Below are 16,315 nucleotides of genomic sequence, written 5' to 3' on the forward strand. Positions count from 1 at the left end.
GCATCGCCCCGGGGATGGGGGTGTGCGGGGATCGCGTATGCGTGACCGGAAACCACCGTCCTTGCGTTGGGGTCTGCGGTGTCCGCCCGGGCGAGTGTTCTCGCGCCGGGCGATCCTGATGGCGTTTGTGCCCTCCGTTCGTCCTCCGTACTGGCTGTCACTTCCGTACTGCTGGGTACCGCTGGTGGCGACCCTGATACCCGCGGCCGCCGGGTCCGGCAGCCAGTCCCGTCGCCTGTCCTGTACTTACTTGGCTTCGGAACTCCGCTGCCGGACCGTAGTACGAACTTCTGTCCAACAACTCCGGCCAGTTCGTGTCTGGCCGGTATCGCCGACTTCTGCCTACGAGAGAAACATTAACTCCGCCCACTGGCAATGTCTACTCCGGCGGGAACAGATTTTGCCGCGCCGTAGAGGCAGGTAGTCTTCCGCTGCGCGGCGGCGGCGCACCCTGGCCACCGCCGCGGGCCCGAAGTGACGAGCGACACCGCGCAGGGAGGCGGCAGTGGAACACCCGGCGCCCGTGGTACCAGAGACGGTCCGGGACGGGCAGGCAGCCTTGATCGAGGCGATCACCGAGGCCGTCCGCGACGGTGACGACCGCACCATCCGGCGGCTGCTGACCCGCTTCGCCGAGCTGGCCACCATCTCTGACCTGTACGCCCTGCGCGACACCCTTGACACCGCCCTCCCACCCGGCGCCCACGGGCAGAGGTGACCCTGCCGGAACATGCTCGCGGATCTGCCCGACAGACGTTCAGGCCGGTCTTGCGCCTCGGTGTCGTGGCCGGTGCGCAGCGCGCTCGCCCTGGTGGGTCGGGGCGAGGTAGCGGGTGCCCGGCCAGCAGGTGAGCTCCAGCACGGGTGCCGGTGTCTGCGAGCGCCCGGCAGGGCTGGGCGACCACACCTTGCCCGCGTGGATGTCGCGGCGCACCACCGTGGCTCCGGGCTCGAACCCGGGTATCCGGCGGGGACGGTAGTGGTCCCTGTCGGTCGGCGGGCGGAGGCCGACGTGGGCCGGATAGAGCGGCCCGGCGCCGGTCCCCTTGCCACGCTGTGCGACCGGGTGGCCGACGCCGGTAGTGCCGTCCCGGGTCAAGCCGCGATGGTGAGGTCGGCACGGCCGAACAGCAGCGCGTAGCCGCGGGGCAGCCGGCCGAGCAGGCGGTCGGTCAGTTCGTGGCCGGCCAGGTCGGCGAGGGCGGTCAGGACGGAGGAGGTGTCCCAGCGGGCGCAGGCGAGGCTGGTGTGCAGGGCGCGGGCGACGGCTTCGACGAAGGCCGGGGCGGCGACCGGCTCGGGCAGCGGGAGCTGCGAGGCGAAGACGGCGCGGGCCTTGTCCGGCAGGGTGGCGGCGAGGTCGCAGCGCTCCTCGCCGGTGAGCTGGGAGCCGAGGACGGCCAGAACGGTGTCGAGGACGCGCTGGGCCTCCTCGTCGTCGCTGTAGCGGCCGAGGGTGCGGACCTGCTGGAGGAGGCGGCGGTGCCGGGTCATGGCGGTGGCCTTCCGGGAGTGGGCGCCGCCGCGGGTAGGGCGACGGGCGTACGGCGGTTCAGGGGCGGTGGCCGGGCTGGGGGCGGCCGAACAGGAGGTCGTAGCCGGGTGGCAGTTGGAGCAGGACGCGTTCGGTGAGGTCGTCGCCGGCGGCGTCGGCCGCGGTACTGAGGACCGCGCCGATGTCCCACAGCGCGGTGTGTTCGGTGGCGCCCTCGATCCAGGCGGCCGTGGCCCGAACGAACCTGTCGGGGCTGAGCGGTTCTGCGGCCTGCAGCGGGTTGAGCAGGATCAGAGCGAGGGTCTCGGGCAGGCGTGCGGCCAGCTCCGCGCGCACATCGCCGACCAGGTGTGCGCCGAGCAGGGCCAGCACGACACGGGCCGCCCGCTCGGCCTCCTCGGGAGTGTCGTACTCACCGCGCTCCCGTACCCGGTCCAGGAACGCTTCCCATCGAAGAGTCACCACAGGTCTCTCCTTGTTCCGAGCAAGCTGCCGCGTCGACGGCGGGCCTGCGTTCCACGGCCAAGTACCCGCCGAGGCCGGTGAGGCGGATCAGCCTGACCACACACGGGCCGGCTCCCCGCAGAACGAGCCGCCCACCCCGGCGGCCGGCCAGGTTGCGGGCCTCGACGAGCGCACCCAGGCCCGCGCAGTCGATGAACGTCACCTCCGACAGGTCGAGCACGACGTCCCGATGGGTCTTCAGCGCCCGCGCCAGGACGCGGCGCAGCCGCGGGGCGGTGGCGAGGTCGATGTCCCCGCGCGCCGCCACAATGGCAGGGGTGGTGTCGTGCATGGCGTGTCCACCTCCACCGGCTGCGCAGCGCCCGGCGGTTCCGGCGTGGTGTGGGCCGTGGGTGCCGGTGCCCCGCGTGGGCGGGGGGAGAGACCTTGCGGGTGCACCGGCGTCCGGGGCGGCCTGGTGGGTCAGGCCTGGATCTGCTTGCGGCTGCCGCTGTGGCTGATCGCGATCTTTCGCGGCTTGGCCTTCTCCGCGACCGGGATCTTCAGCGTCAGCACGCCGGCGTCGTAGTCGGCGCTGATCCCCGCGGGGTCGAGGGTGTCGGAGAGCATGACCTGGCGGGAGAACACGCCGAGCGGGCGCTCGGACAGCTCCCACTTCACGTCCTCGCCCTCGCGGCGGGGGCGGCGCTCGGCCTTGACGGTCAGCATGTTCCGCTCGACGTCGATGTCGATCGCCTCCGGGTCGACGCCGGGCAGGTCGAAGCAGATCACGTACTCGTCGCCTGCGCGGTAGGCGTCCAACGGCATCGGCGTCGGGCGCGACCACGTGCCCGTGGTGCCCAGGAACTGCTGGGTCAGACGGTCCAGCTCGCGGAACGGGTCAGTGCGCATCAGCATCGCGAAACACCTCCACTGATCGATGGGTGCCAGTGCGCTTCACCTGCATCCGTTCTAACATGTCATCCATCCGATGACAAACCCACGAGTCGCCGAAGGAGTGACACCATGGGAAAGCGGTCCGACGCGCCCACCACAGGCGGCGGCCCACCCACGGGACCGGCGTCCTTCCTCGCCGCAGCCGCCGCGCTCGCCGCCATCGACGACGCCGTCCGCACCGCCCAGAACCCCGGTCCCACCAACCGGTCCGGCGCCGGTGCACCGGACGAGGGCCCGGCACCGGCCCTGGCGGCGCTGGTGCTGCTGCGCGAACTGCGCACCGAACTCGCCGGCTGGGAGGCGGGCCTGGTGGAGACCGCCCGCGCCGGCGGAGCCACCTGGGCCGACCTCGCCCAGCCCATGGGCGTCGCCAGCCGCCAGGCCGCCGAGAACCGCTACCTCCGCCTCAGGCCCACCGGCAGCAGACCCGAAAACGCTGCGACCGGAGCGGAGCGCGTCAAAGCGGTACGCGACCGCCGGGCCGCCGACCGCGCCGTCACCGCCTGGGCCCGCGACAACGCCGCCGACCTGCGCGTCCTCGCCGCCCAGGTCGTCGCCGCGCCCGACCTCCCGCCCACAGCCCGCCCGGCGCTGACTGCACTCACCGCCGCCCTCGCCGCCCCCGACCCGGCCGACCTGATAGCGCCCCTCACCGACATGCGCCCCCACCTCGGCGCCACCCACCCCGACCTCACCACCCGCCTCGACACCCTCACCCACCGCACCGACCGCCTCCGCCATGACAGCGACCAACAACGCACCTGACACCACCACCGAAGAACGCTGGCAGCACATCGAGAACCGGCTCGCCGCCATCGAACGCCGCATCCAGGAACAGAGCAGCACCGCCATCGCCACCATCGACACCTGCCTGGCCAGACTCGACGCCCTACGCAACGACCTGGCCCACGAGCCCTGGCCCCCACACCGCTTGCCCACACCCGCGGACCCTCCGCCCATCACGCCGCAACAACCGGTGCGTCCCCCCACGGTGGCCCGGTGACGGGCGCTCCTCTCCCCCGGTGCAGTTATCCGGACTGCCGGCCAGAAGTGCAGCGGGGAGGCAGCCACGGTCCGGGCGCGCGGCCGCGCAGCGCCCAGGCACGGGTACAGGCCGCATCCGAAGCCCGGATGCCCTGGGCGGCCGGGTCGTGCCCGCCAGGCACGGCCGCAGGTGTCGGATGCGCAGGTCGAGGGCGACGGAGATCCGGCGGCGGGAGCCGCCGCGAACGGCAGCGACGGTCGCGGCGCTCGTGTCCAGGCGCGGGGCGAGACAGGTGGCGGGCCTGCCCTGCGCCGCGAGTCCCGTGAGGACTGCAGCCGCCTGCCCTGCGCCGGTGGCCCCGGCCGGAGGCCGGCGGCTGGTCGCGCCGGGGCAGGGGATGCCGAGGACGGCCCCGGCGGTACTGCGGGCGATCAGGGCGGGACGCCGCCCGGATGTGGCAGCAGGCGGCGGATGAGGGTGCCGGAGGTGTCGGCGATGTCCTGGGCGGACATGCCGCGGCGGACGAGGACGGCGGCCCGGGTCGCCGCGAGGGTGGGGTCGACGCGGGCGGTGAGGGCCGGGACGCGGTCGCTGTCGCGGCGCCGGCGGGCCAGCAGGGCCGCCTGGCGGCAACCATTGCGGGGGCAGCCGTAGTCCGCGCAGGACGTCTGCCCGTGGCGCACTCGGCTGCGGGCCGGCTGAGTGCTGGGCGCTGGAAACGACGATGCCTTCCGATCCGGCTGCTCGGCCAGCGCCGAAAGACGTGTATTGCGGCCCCACGTCCGAATGATGCGTCGGTTCGCCCGCCTCCGGTCGGCGCCAGGGCGCGGCCTAACAGCGGAGCTGACCGGGTGTCATCCCCAGTCGTTCGCGCAGCAGGGTGGCGAGCGTGGTGGCGTTCTCGTACCCCACGCGCCGGGCCACCGCGTCCGTCGGCAGGTCGGTGGTGCGCAACAGGTGAGCCGCTTGCTCGAGACGGATGGACTGGGCGAACTTCAGCGGTGACATGCCCAGCACGCGGTCGACGGCACGCTGCAGGGTGCGCTCGCTCGCGCCGACCGCCCGGGCCGCGTCGGCGATCCGCAGGGGCCGGTCGAGATGCTCACGCACCCAGCGTTCGAAGGCGCTGACCATCGGGTCGGTGCGGGCGAGATGGCTGGGGACGGCGTAGGCGGCCTGGTTCGGGCGGGTGTCGATCACCAGGTAGCGCGCCGTCAGCTCGGCCAGTGCAGGGCTGCCGTCCCTGACCAGCGAGAGGGCGAGGTCGAGGTGGGCCATCGCCGCCCCGGCCGTGGTGATGCCCGGTGCGTGGGTCAGCAGATGGCTCTCGTCCAGGGCCACCCGGGGGTAGCGCTGCCGGAAGGCGGGGGCCAGCCACCAGCTGGTGGTGGCGGGCAGCCCGTCCAGTACACCGCTCTCGGCGAGAACGAAGGTGCCCGTACAGGCGGCGGCCAGTGGCACCCCGTCGGCGCGTGCCTGACGCACCACGTCGCGTACGGCCCGCTGGGCGGGCGAGCCCATCCACTGCACGAGCGGATCCGCCTGCTTCGGCCCGGCGCCGGGCACGACCAGGACGTCGGGTGGCCCGGCGGCTGCGGGGGACACGGCTTCCACCAGGTGGCCGGCGGCCGTGCGGACTGGGCCGCGCGGGTTGATGCACGTCACCCGCCAGGGCGGCGGGGGCATCGGCAGCTCGTCCCGCAGTTCGTTGGCCGTCTGCAGGACGTCGAGCACTGCGGCGAGGCCGGAGTCGAAGGCTCCGTCGGCGACCAGTACTGAGATCTTCATGGCGGAAACGGTAAGGGATGCGCCGTATCCGCCACTGCGGTGGTGGGCTGACGGTCCCTGAGTCGATCACTGTTCGGCCGGGAGCGCCCGGCCGGCGAGGAGCGTGGCGGGCCGGGTTCGGGGCAGGCCGATGGGCCTGGGTGCCCGAACGGCGGCCACGACGCGATCGAAGGCGGGCGCGTCCATGGCCTGGCCGGGCGTGAGATGGAAGCACAGCGGTCGGCAGCGGCCGTCCGCGCGGTCAAGTGGATCTTTGGGGTCAGCCCGCCGCGGGAGCATCCGATGGTGTGGCGGGCGGGCTCGCCGGCCGGGGCCCCTTCCTGCGGGTCCCGGCCGGCGTTCTGGTGGGTACGGACGACGATCGAGTTCACGCCGACGACCCGTTCAGGTCGTCCTCGGCGTCGGCCCGGGCGGGCAGGGCGGTGAAGTCCCGCTCCCAGGTGCCGTCGATCGCCCGGTTCCGCAGCCGGCAGACGCCCTTCCGCAAGGCGGGTAGGCGTACCCACCGCGAGCCGGACCGGAGATTCCACGCGATCGCGTTCGATCACCTGCCGGTGACCGCGCCACCCGTCCCGCTACGAAGTTCATGCGCTTCCTCGGGTGCTAACGGGTGCGGGCGGGCTACGGGAGCTTCGCGGCCAGGACCTCGACGGGCAGGATCTCGGGGGCCTCGGCGAGCAGCTTGGGGGCGTGCTCCATGAGCGCCGACGCGATCCGGCCCTGCAGGTGCGCGGTGCGGTCCTCCTCGGTGCCGAAGGCGTCGAAGATGCCGAACGTGGTGGGGCCCAGGCGCAGCGCGAACCAGAGGGTGGTGCCGGCCTCTTCCCGGGCGAGAACGAGGGCTCCGGTGAGCAGTTCCTCGACGTCGCGGACGTGGTCCGGCTTGGCCTCGATACGGGCGAGCAGGCCGATGCGGGTGGTCCCGGGGACAAGGGCGTTGGTCATGGTGTGTTCCTCGAAGTGTGGGGTGGGTGCGGTGTGGTGCCGCCGTGTGATGTGATCACCGTATGAGCGGCCGGGGGGCTCCAGTCAGTGGCGGATCCGCCGGATTCCTGACCGTTTCCGACATGAGGATTTCGGTACCGGTCTTGGACGACTCTTCGGCTCCCGGCCGGCCACGGTCCTCGACGTCCTGCAGACGGCCAACGAGCCACGGGAGGAGCTGCCCACCCCCACCGCGCCGAAAGCGCACCCGCGTCAGCGGGCTCTACCTTCGTGGTCGGGTTGGTCCAGCCGACGACGAGCCCGAACTCCTGAAGCTGATCGGCGATGTTCTCGACCTTGCCGACGGCCGGGAGATCACCTGGGCCGTCGATATGACCGGTGGGGAGCCGACACTGCTGCCGGCCCTGCTGGTCAACCACGGCCAGGAGGCCCTCCACATCCCCGGACGCCCGGTCAACCGGGCGTCCGATGGCTACCGCGGCGAGGGCAGGACCGATGCCCACGACGCCTACGCGATCGCCGACCAGGCCAGGATGCGCCGCGACCTTCGCACCATCCGACCCGGCGACGAAGCCGCCATCGAGCTCAAGCTGCTGACCGGGCGAAGGGCGGACTTGGTCGAGGACCGCACCCGCGTCGTCAACCGCCTGCGCAGCACCCTGATGAGCATGTTCCCGGCGCTCGAACGGGCATTGGACATGACCAACGTCGGTCCGCTCAAGCTGCTGACGGGCTACCAGACTCCCGCCGCTATCCGCCGGACCGGAGCCTCGCGGCTGACGAAATGGCCGGCCAACCGCAAGGTCCGAAGCACGTCCAGGCCGTTCTGGCACTCGCCCGTCGACGTGTCACGTCATCTGAGCCCTGATCCGTGACCGACGGTGCTACCAAGTCACGCCCCTGTCACCACACCTGCTTGACAACAGCATTAGGAAGCGAGGGAGACGGCGAAGGGCTTGAAGCCGTGTCGGCGCAGGAGGTGGGGAACCACGAGGATCATGGCCTCGGTGGCGCGGGCTGTGGTGATGCCGCCGAGGTCCTCGATCCATGCGGGCTGCCAGCCCAGGTCGCCGAGCAGGACGGTGACGGTCCTCTTCGCGTTCTGGTCGTCGCCCGAGAGATAGGCGGTCGGTGGGACGGCCAGGGTTTCGGGAGCGGTCATGACCATGAACAGCATGGTGTTGAGGGTCTTGACCACATGGGTGTCGGGGAGGGCGGCCTGGAGCTTCTCGGCGAGGCTGCTGCCGGGATAGCACAGGTCGCCGGGCAGGCCGTCATCGGCGTGGCGGGTGGCGTTGGAGACGTCGACGAGGATTTTCCCTGCGAGTTCGGTGCGCAGGTCGGTGAGGCGGTCCAGGGAGCTGTCGCCGGGCGTCGCGTTGATCACGATGTCCGCGGTGCGGGCGGTGGTGCGCAGGTCGGCGAAGGAGACGCCGGGACCCGTGCCTTCGGTGGCCGCTGCGTTCTCCTCCGGGTTCCGGCTGCCGAGGGTGACATGGTGTCCGGCTGCGGCTAGCTTGCGGGCGAGGTTGGTGCCGACGCGGCCGGCGCCCAGGATGCCGATGCTGGTCATGCGGTGATGCTCCTTGCGGTGTGAGGTGGGTAGAGCGGAGGTATCCGGTCAGGCGATCGGCGACAGGACCTTGAGGGCGTCGGTGTGGATGCCGGGGGCGGCGGCCAGGAAGTCGCGGCTGCCCGTGTGCCAGGCTTCACCCGCCAGGTCGGTGACGGTGCCTCCGGCCTCGGAGACCAGCAGGGCGCCGGCGACCAGGCCGGAGCGGACGTCGGAGAACTGCCAGAACGCGTCCATTCGTCCGGCGGCGACGTGGATGAGCTGCATCGTGGCGGGAACGGACACGCGCACGACCAGGCCGTTGACGAGCATGGCGGTAACGGAGTCACCGATCCGCCGGAAGGTGCGCTCGTCCTCGCCGGGCCTGGCCTGGCCGGTGCCGACGAGCGCGGCGCCCAGGTCGGTCTTGGCGGACACCTTCAGGGGCCGGTCGTTGAGGCGGGCACCGCCACCGGCGACGGCGGTGTAGGTGTCGCCGGTCAGTGGCAGGTGGACGACGGTGAGTACCGGCTGGTTGTCGCGGACCAGGGTGGCGGTGACGGCCCAGTCCTCCATGCCGTGGACGTGGTTGATGTTGCCCTCGGCGGGGTCGACGACCCACCACTCCCCCGACGGGAGCGCACCGCCGGCCAGCTCGTCCTCGGCCCACTGCGATCCGGGTCGGGCCCGCAGCAGCGGCTCCCGCAGCACGTCCAGCACCGCGTCGTCGTTGGCGTGGATCTCAGCGACGACCTCGTCCAGACTCACGCCCCGGGCGTGCGGGGTGTGGCGGTCGCGCAGGGTGAGGCCGGCGGTCTTCACCGCGGCTGTCACCTCGGACAGGAGCGTCGCGTCGGCGGCGAAAGGCATGGCTGTGCTCATGGGGGGCTCCCTGGATTCGATGTGTGCGGGCGGCTTGTCTCGCGCCCGCACTTCGAAGGTAGGCCTCCCGATCATTAACAACAAGTGCATGCTATTCACTTGTAGAGTTACTGCCATGCAACTGGATCTGAACCTGCTCACGGCCCTGGACGCACTGCTGGAAGAGGGAAGCGTCGCCGGCGCCGCAGCACGCCTCCACGTCACCGCACCGGCGATGAGCCGCTCCCTGGGCCGCATCCGCAAGGCCACCGGTGACCAGATCCTGGTCCGCACCGGCCGCAGCATGGTCCCCACCACCCGCGCGCTGGCCATGCGCGCCCGGGTCCACGCCCTCGTACAGCAGGCCCACCAACTTCTGTCCGCGCAGCAGCAACTCGACCTGGCAGCTCTGGACCGGGTGTTCACCGTGCGCTGGCACGACGCCCTGACCGCCGCCTGCGGCACCGCCCTGATCACCGCCGTCCACCGCCAGGCCCCCGGTGTCCGGCTGCGCCTGTCGGCCGAACCCGGGACAGACGACGCCGAGTTGCGCCGGGGTGAGGTCGACCTCGAATCGAGCTCCAGCGCTCCGACGCTCCCCGACGTCCGCCACCGCCTCGTCGGCAGGGACCGGCTGGTCGTTGCCGTCCGGCCAGGCCACCCCCTCACCGAAGGTCCGCTGAGCATCGAGCGCTACGCGGCCGCCGAACACCTCACCGTTTCGCGGCGCGGAAGCCTGCGCGACCCGATCGACGACGCCCTGACCACCCGCGGCCTCGAACGACGCGTCGTCGCCGCCGGGCCCACCGCCGCCTTCGCACTGCAACTCGCCCTCGACACCGACCTGGTCGTCGCCCTCCCCGACGCGGTCACCCGCGCAGCCCGGGAACAACTCGGCCTGGCTACACTGCCGCCGCCGCTCCCTCTGCCCGAGGTCCCTCTGTACCTGCTGTGGCACCAGCGCTACGACGACGACCGCGCCCACACCTGGCTGCGAGACCTGGCCGCCGAAACCGTCCAGGCACTATTCGCACCACCGACCGCCCCTCAAGAGCCCCTCACCAACTCGACCGGGCAGTGACGGATACGCCCGGGGGAAGGCCTGCGACGGCCGACTCCCGCTCTCGTGAACATCACCTATTGGTGCGAGCCTGCGACTCCCGATCTCACGTCGAAACAAAGCCGTAAATCGCACACAAAGCCAGCCGGGCTTCTTCCACGCCTTGACGGCCGCTCAGGACGACCCCGCGGCGGGCACCGGAAACTCCCCGCGCCGGCCCGCCGCACGCCGTCGGCAGCCACGGGAGAGCAGGGTGAACCAGCGCGAGAAGTCGGTGATCTCGTGGTCGGCCGGTTCCCGCGCCATCCGCTCGTATCTCCGCCGGCGCGGAATCCGAGCGGCGATCCCGCAGCCCGACGACCAGGCCGCTCACCGCAAACGACGCGGCAGCCGGGGAGGCAGGCCACCAGCCCTTCGACCACGATGCCTACAAGCAACGCAACACGGTCGAGCGCTGCATCAACAGACTCAAGCAGTGGCGCGGCCTGGCCACTCGCTACGACAAGACCGCAACCGTCCACCTCGCAGGACTCCACCTCGCCGCCATCTTCCTCTGGTCAGCGAGGTGACCCAAAAGAAACGGCCCAACCGCGACCGGCCCCATCCGTCCGTGCTACGGATTGCAGAGATCGTCCGCCACTTCCTGCAATTCCTTCTGCTTCTTCTTTGCCGCCAGCCAGTTGGCCCGGGCCTGGTCGACCTTGGCCTTCTGGGCCTCGATCGCCACCGTGTCCGGGGGCTGTGCGACTTCCAACTCGTGGAGCTTGCGCTCGGCGTCGTCCAGCTCCTTCAGCCTGGAAGCTGTCTCCAGTTTGGCCTTTGCAAGGTCGGCCTTGGCCTCCTCGCAGATTGGCGGCAGTGAGCTCGACATCTGTCCTCGGGGAACTCGCTCGACGTACGGAGCTGGATCGGGTGCCGACCGCGTGCCACGTATGGACGGGACGCGGCCGCCCGCCGTCCCACAAGCTAATATTCGTCCCGCTGCCGATCCGCTCGGATCGGCAGCAGCGAGCGGGCGTTCGGTCAGACGGAGAAGTCGGCCCACTCCAAGCCAGTCAACGTGACGTCGAGGCCGCGGGCGCGGCGGCCGCCGTCCTGGAAGTAGGCCCGGCCGAGGCCTTCGGCGATGATCTGCTCCTGCTCCTGCTGGGAGGCGCCGCGGTCGCGGGCGGCGAACAGGTCGCGGGCGACGCTGCCGGGCAGCCGCTGGGTGACGATCCGCTCGCGCGGGTCGTCGGTGGACAGGCCTGCGGACTTGAAGCCGAAGGAGGCCATGACCTCGACGGTGAAGCCGCGGGCCTCGGCGGCCTCGCGGACGCGCTGGCGGACGCGGGGCTGCCAGCGCTCGCGCACCGCGTCTTCGACTTTGCGGGCGTTGTCGGGGCCGATGCCCGCGCCCTTGCGCCACCGCTCGACCGAGCGCATCGAGACGCCGAGCGCGGCGGCCACGTTGCGGGTGCCCTTCAGCTGCCGGACCAGGAAGTTGACCCGTCCCTGCAAGGTTTTCGGGATGGGCCGGGTCTGCAGGGCGCGTTCCAGCCCGCGGTCGATGGCATCCATTCAGCTCACTCCCCCTCGGCGACGGCGTCGCCGCCCTTGACGTGCCGGCCCGGGTTGGTGTCCTCCGCGATCAGCTCCAAGGCCCAGTCCATGCTCTGGGTGCCCTCGTGCTTGCACAGGCCCGGCGAGATCCCCAGCCGCCACACCGTCGACAGCTCCCCGTCCAGGCCGCGGAGCAGGTCCAGGGCGGACGGGCCGGGGGCCGGGTAGACGGTGCAGTCCGAGAGGATCGCGAGCGGGAACCGGCCGGTGGCCTCGGCGAAGCGGCGGATCTTGCGGTGCTGGTTGACGGTGGCGGTGTCGATGATCAAAGCGCGGTTCAGCGGGTCCCAGGTCGGGCGCTCCAGGGCGGGCCAGCGCTGCCCGGGCCGGTAGGAGGCGCCGCGGGGGCGCTCGCGGAGCTTGCCGATGCCGCCCTTCGCGGTCGCCTTCACCGCGGCGAGGATGGCCAGCTCGACGGGGTCGCCGTGCTCCTGCAGGCCGGCCATCACCGCCAGGAACGCCTCCGGATCCCGCTCCCCCAGGTCGAGCGGGACGCCGAGCCTGTCCATGGTGGTGAGGTAGGCGGCGCGCAGGTGCTTGTGCCAGGGGTCGAGCCACGGGCCGGACTCGTGCCGCAACCAGCCCTCGGTCGGCGCCACGTCGAGGCCGAGTTCGCGGGCGTAGGCGACCTTCGCGGTGGTGTACCAGGCGGGGCCGGTCGGCGGCAGGCCGTCCGGGGTGAACGGGTTCGGCAGCCGCGGGTCCAGCTGGGCGGTGGAGAAGTCGCACTTCCAGCTGCCGGGGATCTTCGGGTCGAAGACCGGGTTGAGCTCGTGCACCGGCTCCGACAACGCCATCGTCAGCCGGCCGGCCGCGGCGAGGAACGCGGTGTTGATGTCCAGGCCCACCACGTGCGGCAGCACCCGCTCCGCCTCGCCGATCGCCTCGACGGGGCGGATCCAGTCCCACGCCTCGGTGACCAGCACATCGCCGGGGTCGCGGTCCTGGGCGACCGGGTGCTCGGAGGGGGCCTCCGGCGGCGCCGGATCGAACGCCCAGGTGCGTGAGCCCTCCACCGGACCGGACGTCCAGCCGGACTCGGTGCGCACCGCGCGGGTCGGCGGGCGCAGCGCCTCCATCAGCGAGAGGCCGGTGACGGCGGTGGAGCCGCGGGGGGTCATGACGCGTTCGGCGTAGCCGCCAAGGAGAGCAGCCAGGGCGGGGGCGTCGAGACCGTCGGGGATGGTCCAGCCGGCGGAGGTGAGGGCGGCCCAGGCGGGGATGCAGTACTGCACGCAGGCGCGCTTCGCGCCGTCCGGGGTGCGATAGACGCGGGCCCAGGGTCCGAAGCCGCGTTGGGTGAGCTGCCAGCCTGCTTTGGTGAGGGCTTTGACGACTCTGTGGGTCTCGGGGAGGCGGCCGAGGCGGCGCTCGAACTGGCCGGGTTCGGTGCCCATCGGGGGCAGGCCGAGCAGGGTGGCGGCGTCGTCGGTGAGGACGATCAGCGGGTCGCCGTCCTTGCCGTGCTTGTGCAGCCGCGCCTCGCCGAGACCCGCGGTGAGCGTCCACTCGGTGAGTTCCGGCAGCGTCATGACGGCGGGCATGTCGAGGACGCGGCCGTCGACCAGGTGCGCGAGCAGGCCGCGGCCGGACGGGGCCGGGTCGACGACGGCGAGCGGCCCGTTCGGGAACTTTGCGGCCGCCGCGGCCCGGGGGTCGTCCACCGGGGCGGCGGCGCGGGCCGGCGTCTTCCGCGCCGGGCGGGCGCCCAGACCGGCGGCCGGGCGGGCCGGCCGGGTCGGTGCAGCAGGGGGCGCGGACCGGCGCGGGGCCGCGGGGGCGGTAGCGGGCACGGCAGGCGCGGGGGCCTCGCCGTGGACGGCCGTGGGCGCCGGGGTGGGGACGGCGCCGGTCGGTGCGGGGGCCTGGACGCAGAAGCCGCCGCCCACGTGCACCGGTCGGCCGGCGGCGCGGAAGATGCTGGGCCGCCCGCACCAGATGCAGGGCTGCGGCTCGCCGGTGACGAGGTCGCCCGAGGGGGTGCGGTCCATCTCGACCGGGCCGGCGGGCGGTACCGGGGCGGCGGGCAGGGCATGTGCGGGAGCCGGGGACTGGGCCGGGGCGTGCATGGGGGCCGGGGCGGCCGCGGGTGGGGCCTGGGGGAGCAGGCGGGCGGCCATGCCGTCCAGGAGTTTGGCGTAGGCGGCACGGCCCTCACCCTGCGGGTCGCGCTGGCCGGACTCCCACGCGGTGAACGTGCTGGTGCTGACGCCGAGGGCCTTCGCCGTCTCGGCCTTCGTCAGCCCGTACTCGGTGCGCAGCCACTCGCGTTCGGCCGGTTCGGGCAGGGCGACGGCGCGGCGTGGGCCGGCGCCGAGGAGCGCGTCGATGGCGTCCGGGGTGTCGGTCATCGGTCAGTTCTCCGCGGTGCGGGCCGGCAGTGGTGCGCGGCCGGGGTCGGCGTCGAGGAAGGTGCGCAGCGCGGCGCCGGTCATGATCCGGGCGGGGTTGCGGCCGGGCGGCAGGGGCAGGCGCTCGCCGAGGGCCCAGCGGAAGCGTTCGGCGGGTGTGAGGTCGAAGGTGTACTTGCCGCCGGCCTGCGGGTCGGGTTCGGCGTTGCGGATCTCGAACGCGCCGACGCAGACGCCGCCGTCGACGAACGCGAGGAGGAAGTCGCCGTGGTCGGCGATGGTCTGCTCGCCGAAGCGCCACCAGCGGGACGCGGCCTCCAGGACCGTCTCACCGCCCTTGAGTGCCTGCCGGACGTCCACTGCGAGCACGAGACCCTCCCCAAGTCAGGACATGGTAAGCCGAACGATGCAATCGTAATGCATATCAGAGCCGTTTATCAACTCATAAAATCTAACGTAGCTGCGAACGAGCGTGATTGACGGCAAGTCACGGAGTGCGCTCACGCGGGGCGCCGGCGGCGGCCGCGCGCCTGGAAACGCGGCAGGCCCGGCACCTGGGGTGCCGGGCCTGCCGGGGTTGGTAGCGGGGACAGGATTTGAACCTGCGACCTCTGGGTTATGAGCCCAGCGAGCTACCGAGCTGCTCCACCCCGCGTCGGTGAGCACGACTGTACGGCACCGCGCTTGAGCATGGGAAATGCATTCCGGGGGAAGCTGACCTCGGAGTTCGCGGCGTTCGCCGGCCTGCTCGCGATCAGGATCCGCCTCTGCCGGCCCCGCGATCCGGAGGCGAAAGGACTGGTGGAGCGGGTGAACGGCTATCTGGAGACCAGCTTCCTGCCCGGCCGCACATTCGCCGGACCCGGCGACTTCAACACCCAGCTCACCGCATGGCTGCAGATCGCCAACCGCCGACACCACCGCACGATCGGCTGCCGGCCCACCGAACGCTGGGAAGCCGACCGGGGCGCGATGCTCACCCTGCCACCGGTCGCCCCGCCCCACTGGTGGCCCCAGAGCACCCGACTGGGCCGTGACCACTACATCCGCGTCGACACCTGCGACTACTCCGTCCACCCCCGCGCCATCGGCCAGCAGATCACCATCCGGGCTGACACCGAGGAGATCACCGCCACCACCCGCACCGGCGAGACCGTCGCCCGCCACGCCCGCTGCTGGGCCCGGCACCAGACCATCACCGACCCCGAGCACGCCGCCGCGGCCGAAACCCTTCGCGGCCAGGCAATCCACCAGCGCGCCTCCCGCGCCCAGGCCCGCGGCCTGACCGCCCTCGCACTCGACGACCTGGGCATCGAGGTCGAACAACGCCAGCTCGGCTCCTACGACCGCATCTTCACCCTCATCGAGGGCGGCGCCGGAAAGGAGGACACCTGATGGCCCGCACCTCCGCTCCCAACGCCACAACCGCCACCGACACACCGGCGGCCCAAACCGGCCGACAGACCACCGCCGACCTGGCCTTCCTCTCCCGCGCGATGAAGGCGCCCGCTTTGCTGGACGCCGCCGAGCGCCTGGCGGAGCGCGCCCGCACCGAGTCCTGGACCCACCTCGAATACCTCGTCGCCTGTCTGCAACGCGAGGTCTCCGCCCGCGACAGCCACGGCGGCGAGCAACGCATCCGGGCCGCCCGCTTCCCCTCGGTCAAGACCATCGAGGAGATCGACGCATCCCACCTGCGGGGCATAACGCGCCAACAACTCGCTCATCTGGGCACACTGGACTTCATAACCGCCCGCGAGAACGTCGTCTTCCTCGGCCCGCCGGGCACCGGCAAGACACACCTGGCCACCGGACTCGCCGTCCGGGCCTGCCAGGCCGGCCACCGGGTCGCGTTCGCCACCGCCGCCCAGTGGGTCGACCGCCTGGCCGCCGCCCACCAGGCCGACCGGCTCCAGGACGAACTGGTCAAGCTCGGCCGTTACCCACTGATCGTGGTCGATGAAGTGGGCTACATCCCCTTCGAACCGGAGGCCGCGAACCTGTTCTTCCAGCTGATCTCGAACAGATACGAGAGGGCGAGCGTGATCGTCACCTCGAACAAGCCCTTCGGGCGCTGGGGAGAGGTCTTCGGTGACGAGACCGTCGCCGCGGCCATGATCGACCGGCTCGTCCACCACGCCGAGGTCCACTCCCTCAAAGGCGAGTCCTACCGCATGCGGGGGCGGGAACTCGGGCACGTCCCCATGAACGACAACGACTGACACACACCATCCAGCGAGACCGCGGCTGGCCCACAACTGAACCGTCGATACCG

General features: G+C 72.0%; 19 protein-coding genes, 1 tRNA gene and 2 pseudogenes. 8 read left to right on the forward strand and 14 right to left on the reverse strand.

Annotated features, from left to right (window positions below; all coding sequences use genetic code 11):
• The first annotated feature begins 559 nt into the window (after positions 1 to 559).
• Positions 560 to 718 carry a hypothetical protein gene (locus ACQ614_RS01195; protein ID WP_431676195.1) on the forward strand — a complete coding sequence of 53 codons (159 nt, stop codon included), beginning with the start codon at positions 560 to 562 and terminating at the stop codon, positions 716 to 718.
• 377 nt (positions 719 to 1,095) lie between these two features.
• Here ACQ614_RS01195 and ACQ614_RS01200 read toward each other — a convergent pair whose 3' ends face one another.
• The 4 genes from ACQ614_RS01200 to ACQ614_RS01215 form a co-directional block, all read right to left on the reverse strand.
• The gene (locus ACQ614_RS01200; RefSeq protein ID WP_431676197.1) at positions 1,096 to 1,494 is read right to left on the reverse strand and encodes a DUF2267 domain-containing protein; all 399 of its coding nucleotides are present in this window, start codon (positions 1,492 to 1,494) and stop codon (positions 1,096 to 1,098) included.
• Between the two features lie 58 nt (positions 1,495 to 1,552).
• Positions 1,553 to 1,957, reverse strand: a complete 405-nt coding sequence (locus ACQ614_RS01205) for a DUF2267 domain-containing protein (protein WP_431676198.1) — start codon at positions 1,955 to 1,957, stop codon at positions 1,553 to 1,555.
• Complete coding sequence (locus ACQ614_RS01210; protein ID WP_431676199.1) at positions 1,908 to 2,291, reverse strand: STAS domain-containing protein; 384 nt, start codon at positions 2,289 to 2,291, stop codon at positions 1,908 to 1,910. Before ACQ614_RS01210 ends, ACQ614_RS01205 begins: the two co-directional genes overlap by 50 nt.
• Before the next feature lie 131 nt (positions 2,292 to 2,422).
• A complete protein-coding gene (locus ACQ614_RS01215) occupies positions 2,423 to 2,857 on the reverse strand; it encodes an Hsp20/alpha crystallin family protein (protein WP_431676200.1) in 435 nt (144 codons plus the stop codon).
• Between the two features lie 108 nt (positions 2,858 to 2,965).
• Between ACQ614_RS01215 and ACQ614_RS01220 the strand changes: the two genes are divergently transcribed.
• Together ACQ614_RS01220 and ACQ614_RS01225 are read left to right on the forward strand one after the other, a co-directional pair.
• The gene (locus ACQ614_RS01220; protein ID WP_431676201.1) at positions 2,966 to 3,661 is read left to right on the forward strand and encodes a hypothetical protein; all 696 of its coding nucleotides are present in this window, start codon (positions 2,966 to 2,968) and stop codon (positions 3,659 to 3,661) included.
• Positions 3,636 to 3,899, forward strand: a complete 264-nt coding sequence (locus tag ACQ614_RS01225) for a hypothetical protein (RefSeq protein ID WP_431676202.1) — start codon at positions 3,636 to 3,638, stop codon at positions 3,897 to 3,899. The genes ACQ614_RS01220 and ACQ614_RS01225 overlap by 26 nt, the downstream gene beginning before the upstream one ends.
• Before the next feature lie 413 nt (positions 3,900 to 4,312).
• Here the strand turns inward: ACQ614_RS01225 and ACQ614_RS01230 are convergent, their stop codons facing one another.
• The 3 genes from ACQ614_RS01230 to ACQ614_RS01240 all read right to left on the reverse strand — a co-directional run bounded on the left by ACQ614_RS01230 (position 4,313) and on the right by ACQ614_RS01240 (position 6,614).
• A complete protein-coding gene (locus tag ACQ614_RS01230) occupies positions 4,313 to 4,564 on the reverse strand; it encodes a hypothetical protein (RefSeq protein ID WP_431676204.1) in 252 nt (83 codons plus the stop codon).
• A 148-nt stretch (positions 4,565 to 4,712) separates the two neighbouring features.
• Entirely contained in the window at positions 4,713 to 5,669 is a 957-nt protein-coding gene (locus ACQ614_RS01235) for a GlxA family transcriptional regulator (RefSeq protein WP_431676206.1), read from the reverse strand.
• Between the two features lie 621 nt (positions 5,670 to 6,290).
• Positions 6,291 to 6,614: a putative quinol monooxygenase gene (locus ACQ614_RS01240; protein WP_431676207.1), complete on the reverse strand. Its 324-nt coding sequence runs from the start codon at positions 6,612 to 6,614 to the stop codon at positions 6,291 to 6,293.
• Positions 6,615 to 6,901: 287 nt separating this feature from the next.
• Here ACQ614_RS01240 and ACQ614_RS01245 point away from each other — a divergent pair.
• Positions 6,902 to 7,426, forward strand: a pseudogene (locus ACQ614_RS01245) (IS110 family transposase); the annotation flags it as partial.
• Positions 7,427 to 7,542: 116 nt separating this feature from the next.
• Here ACQ614_RS01245 and ACQ614_RS01250 read toward each other — a convergent pair.
• A complete protein-coding gene (locus ACQ614_RS01250) occupies positions 7,543 to 8,187 on the reverse strand; it encodes an NADPH-dependent F420 reductase (protein ID WP_431676209.1) in 645 nt (214 codons plus the stop codon).
• 48 nt (positions 8,188 to 8,235) lie between these two features.
• Positions 8,236 to 9,048: an inositol monophosphatase family protein gene (locus ACQ614_RS01255; protein WP_431676210.1), complete on the reverse strand. Its 813-nt coding sequence runs from the start codon at positions 9,046 to 9,048 to the stop codon at positions 8,236 to 8,238.
• Between the two features lie 115 nt (positions 9,049 to 9,163).
• On the opposite strand from ACQ614_RS01255, the gene ACQ614_RS01260 reads away from it, so the two are divergent.
• The gene (locus ACQ614_RS01260) at positions 9,164 to 10,108 is read left to right on the forward strand and encodes a LysR family transcriptional regulator (protein ID WP_431676211.1); all 945 of its coding nucleotides are present in this window, start codon (positions 9,164 to 9,166) and stop codon (positions 10,106 to 10,108) included.
• Between the two features lie 274 nt (positions 10,109 to 10,382).
• Positions 10,383 to 10,656 (forward strand): annotated as a pseudogene (locus ACQ614_RS01265) (transposase); the annotation flags it as partial.
• Positions 10,657 to 10,700: 44 nt separating this feature from the next.
• Here ACQ614_RS01265 and ACQ614_RS01270 read toward each other — a convergent pair.
• From ACQ614_RS01270 to ACQ614_RS01290, 5 genes are all read right to left on the reverse strand, one after another.
• Positions 10,701 to 10,958, reverse strand: coding sequence for a hypothetical protein (locus tag ACQ614_RS01270; RefSeq protein ID WP_431676213.1), 258 nt, complete (start codon positions 10,956 to 10,958; stop codon positions 10,701 to 10,703).
• Positions 10,959 to 11,110: 152 nt separating this feature from the next.
• The gene (gene tpg, locus ACQ614_RS01275; protein ID WP_431676214.1) at positions 11,111 to 11,647 is read right to left on the reverse strand and encodes a telomere-protecting terminal protein Tpg; all 537 of its coding nucleotides are present in this window, start codon (positions 11,645 to 11,647) and stop codon (positions 11,111 to 11,113) included.
• Positions 11,648 to 11,652: 5 nt separating this feature from the next.
• Positions 11,653 to 14,040 (reverse strand): telomere-associated protein Tap, encoded by a 2,388-nt coding sequence (gene tap, locus ACQ614_RS01280; RefSeq protein WP_431676216.1) that lies wholly within the window; start codon positions 14,038 to 14,040, stop codon positions 11,653 to 11,655.
• A gap of 3 nt (positions 14,041 to 14,043) precedes the next feature.
• Positions 14,044 to 14,409 (reverse strand): hypothetical protein, encoded by a 366-nt coding sequence (locus ACQ614_RS01285; RefSeq protein ID WP_431676217.1) that lies wholly within the window; start codon positions 14,407 to 14,409, stop codon positions 14,044 to 14,046.
• 209 nt (positions 14,410 to 14,618) lie between these two features.
• Positions 14,619 to 14,695, reverse strand: a tRNA-Met gene (locus tag ACQ614_RS01290).
• 35 nt (positions 14,696 to 14,730) lie between these two features.
• Between ACQ614_RS01290 and ACQ614_RS01295 the strand changes: the two genes are divergently transcribed.
• Both ACQ614_RS01295 and istB read left to right on the forward strand, forming a co-directional pair.
• Positions 14,731 to 15,435 (forward strand): Mu transposase domain-containing protein, encoded by a 705-nt coding sequence (locus ACQ614_RS01295; RefSeq protein ID WP_431676219.1) that lies wholly within the window; start codon positions 14,731 to 14,733, stop codon positions 15,433 to 15,435.
• The gene (gene istB / locus ACQ614_RS01300; protein WP_431675965.1) at positions 15,435 to 16,262 is read left to right on the forward strand and encodes an IS21-like element helper ATPase IstB; all 828 of its coding nucleotides are present in this window, start codon (positions 15,435 to 15,437) and stop codon (positions 16,260 to 16,262) included. Before ACQ614_RS01295 ends, istB begins: the two co-directional genes overlap by 1 nt.
• The last annotated feature ends 53 nt before the right edge of the window (positions 16,263 to 16,315 follow it).

It is taken from the genome of Kitasatospora dryopteridis (genome assembly GCF_050749075.1).
In the GTDB taxonomy this organism is placed as follows: Bacteria; Actinomycetota; Actinomycetes; order Streptomycetales; family Streptomycetaceae; genus Kitasatospora.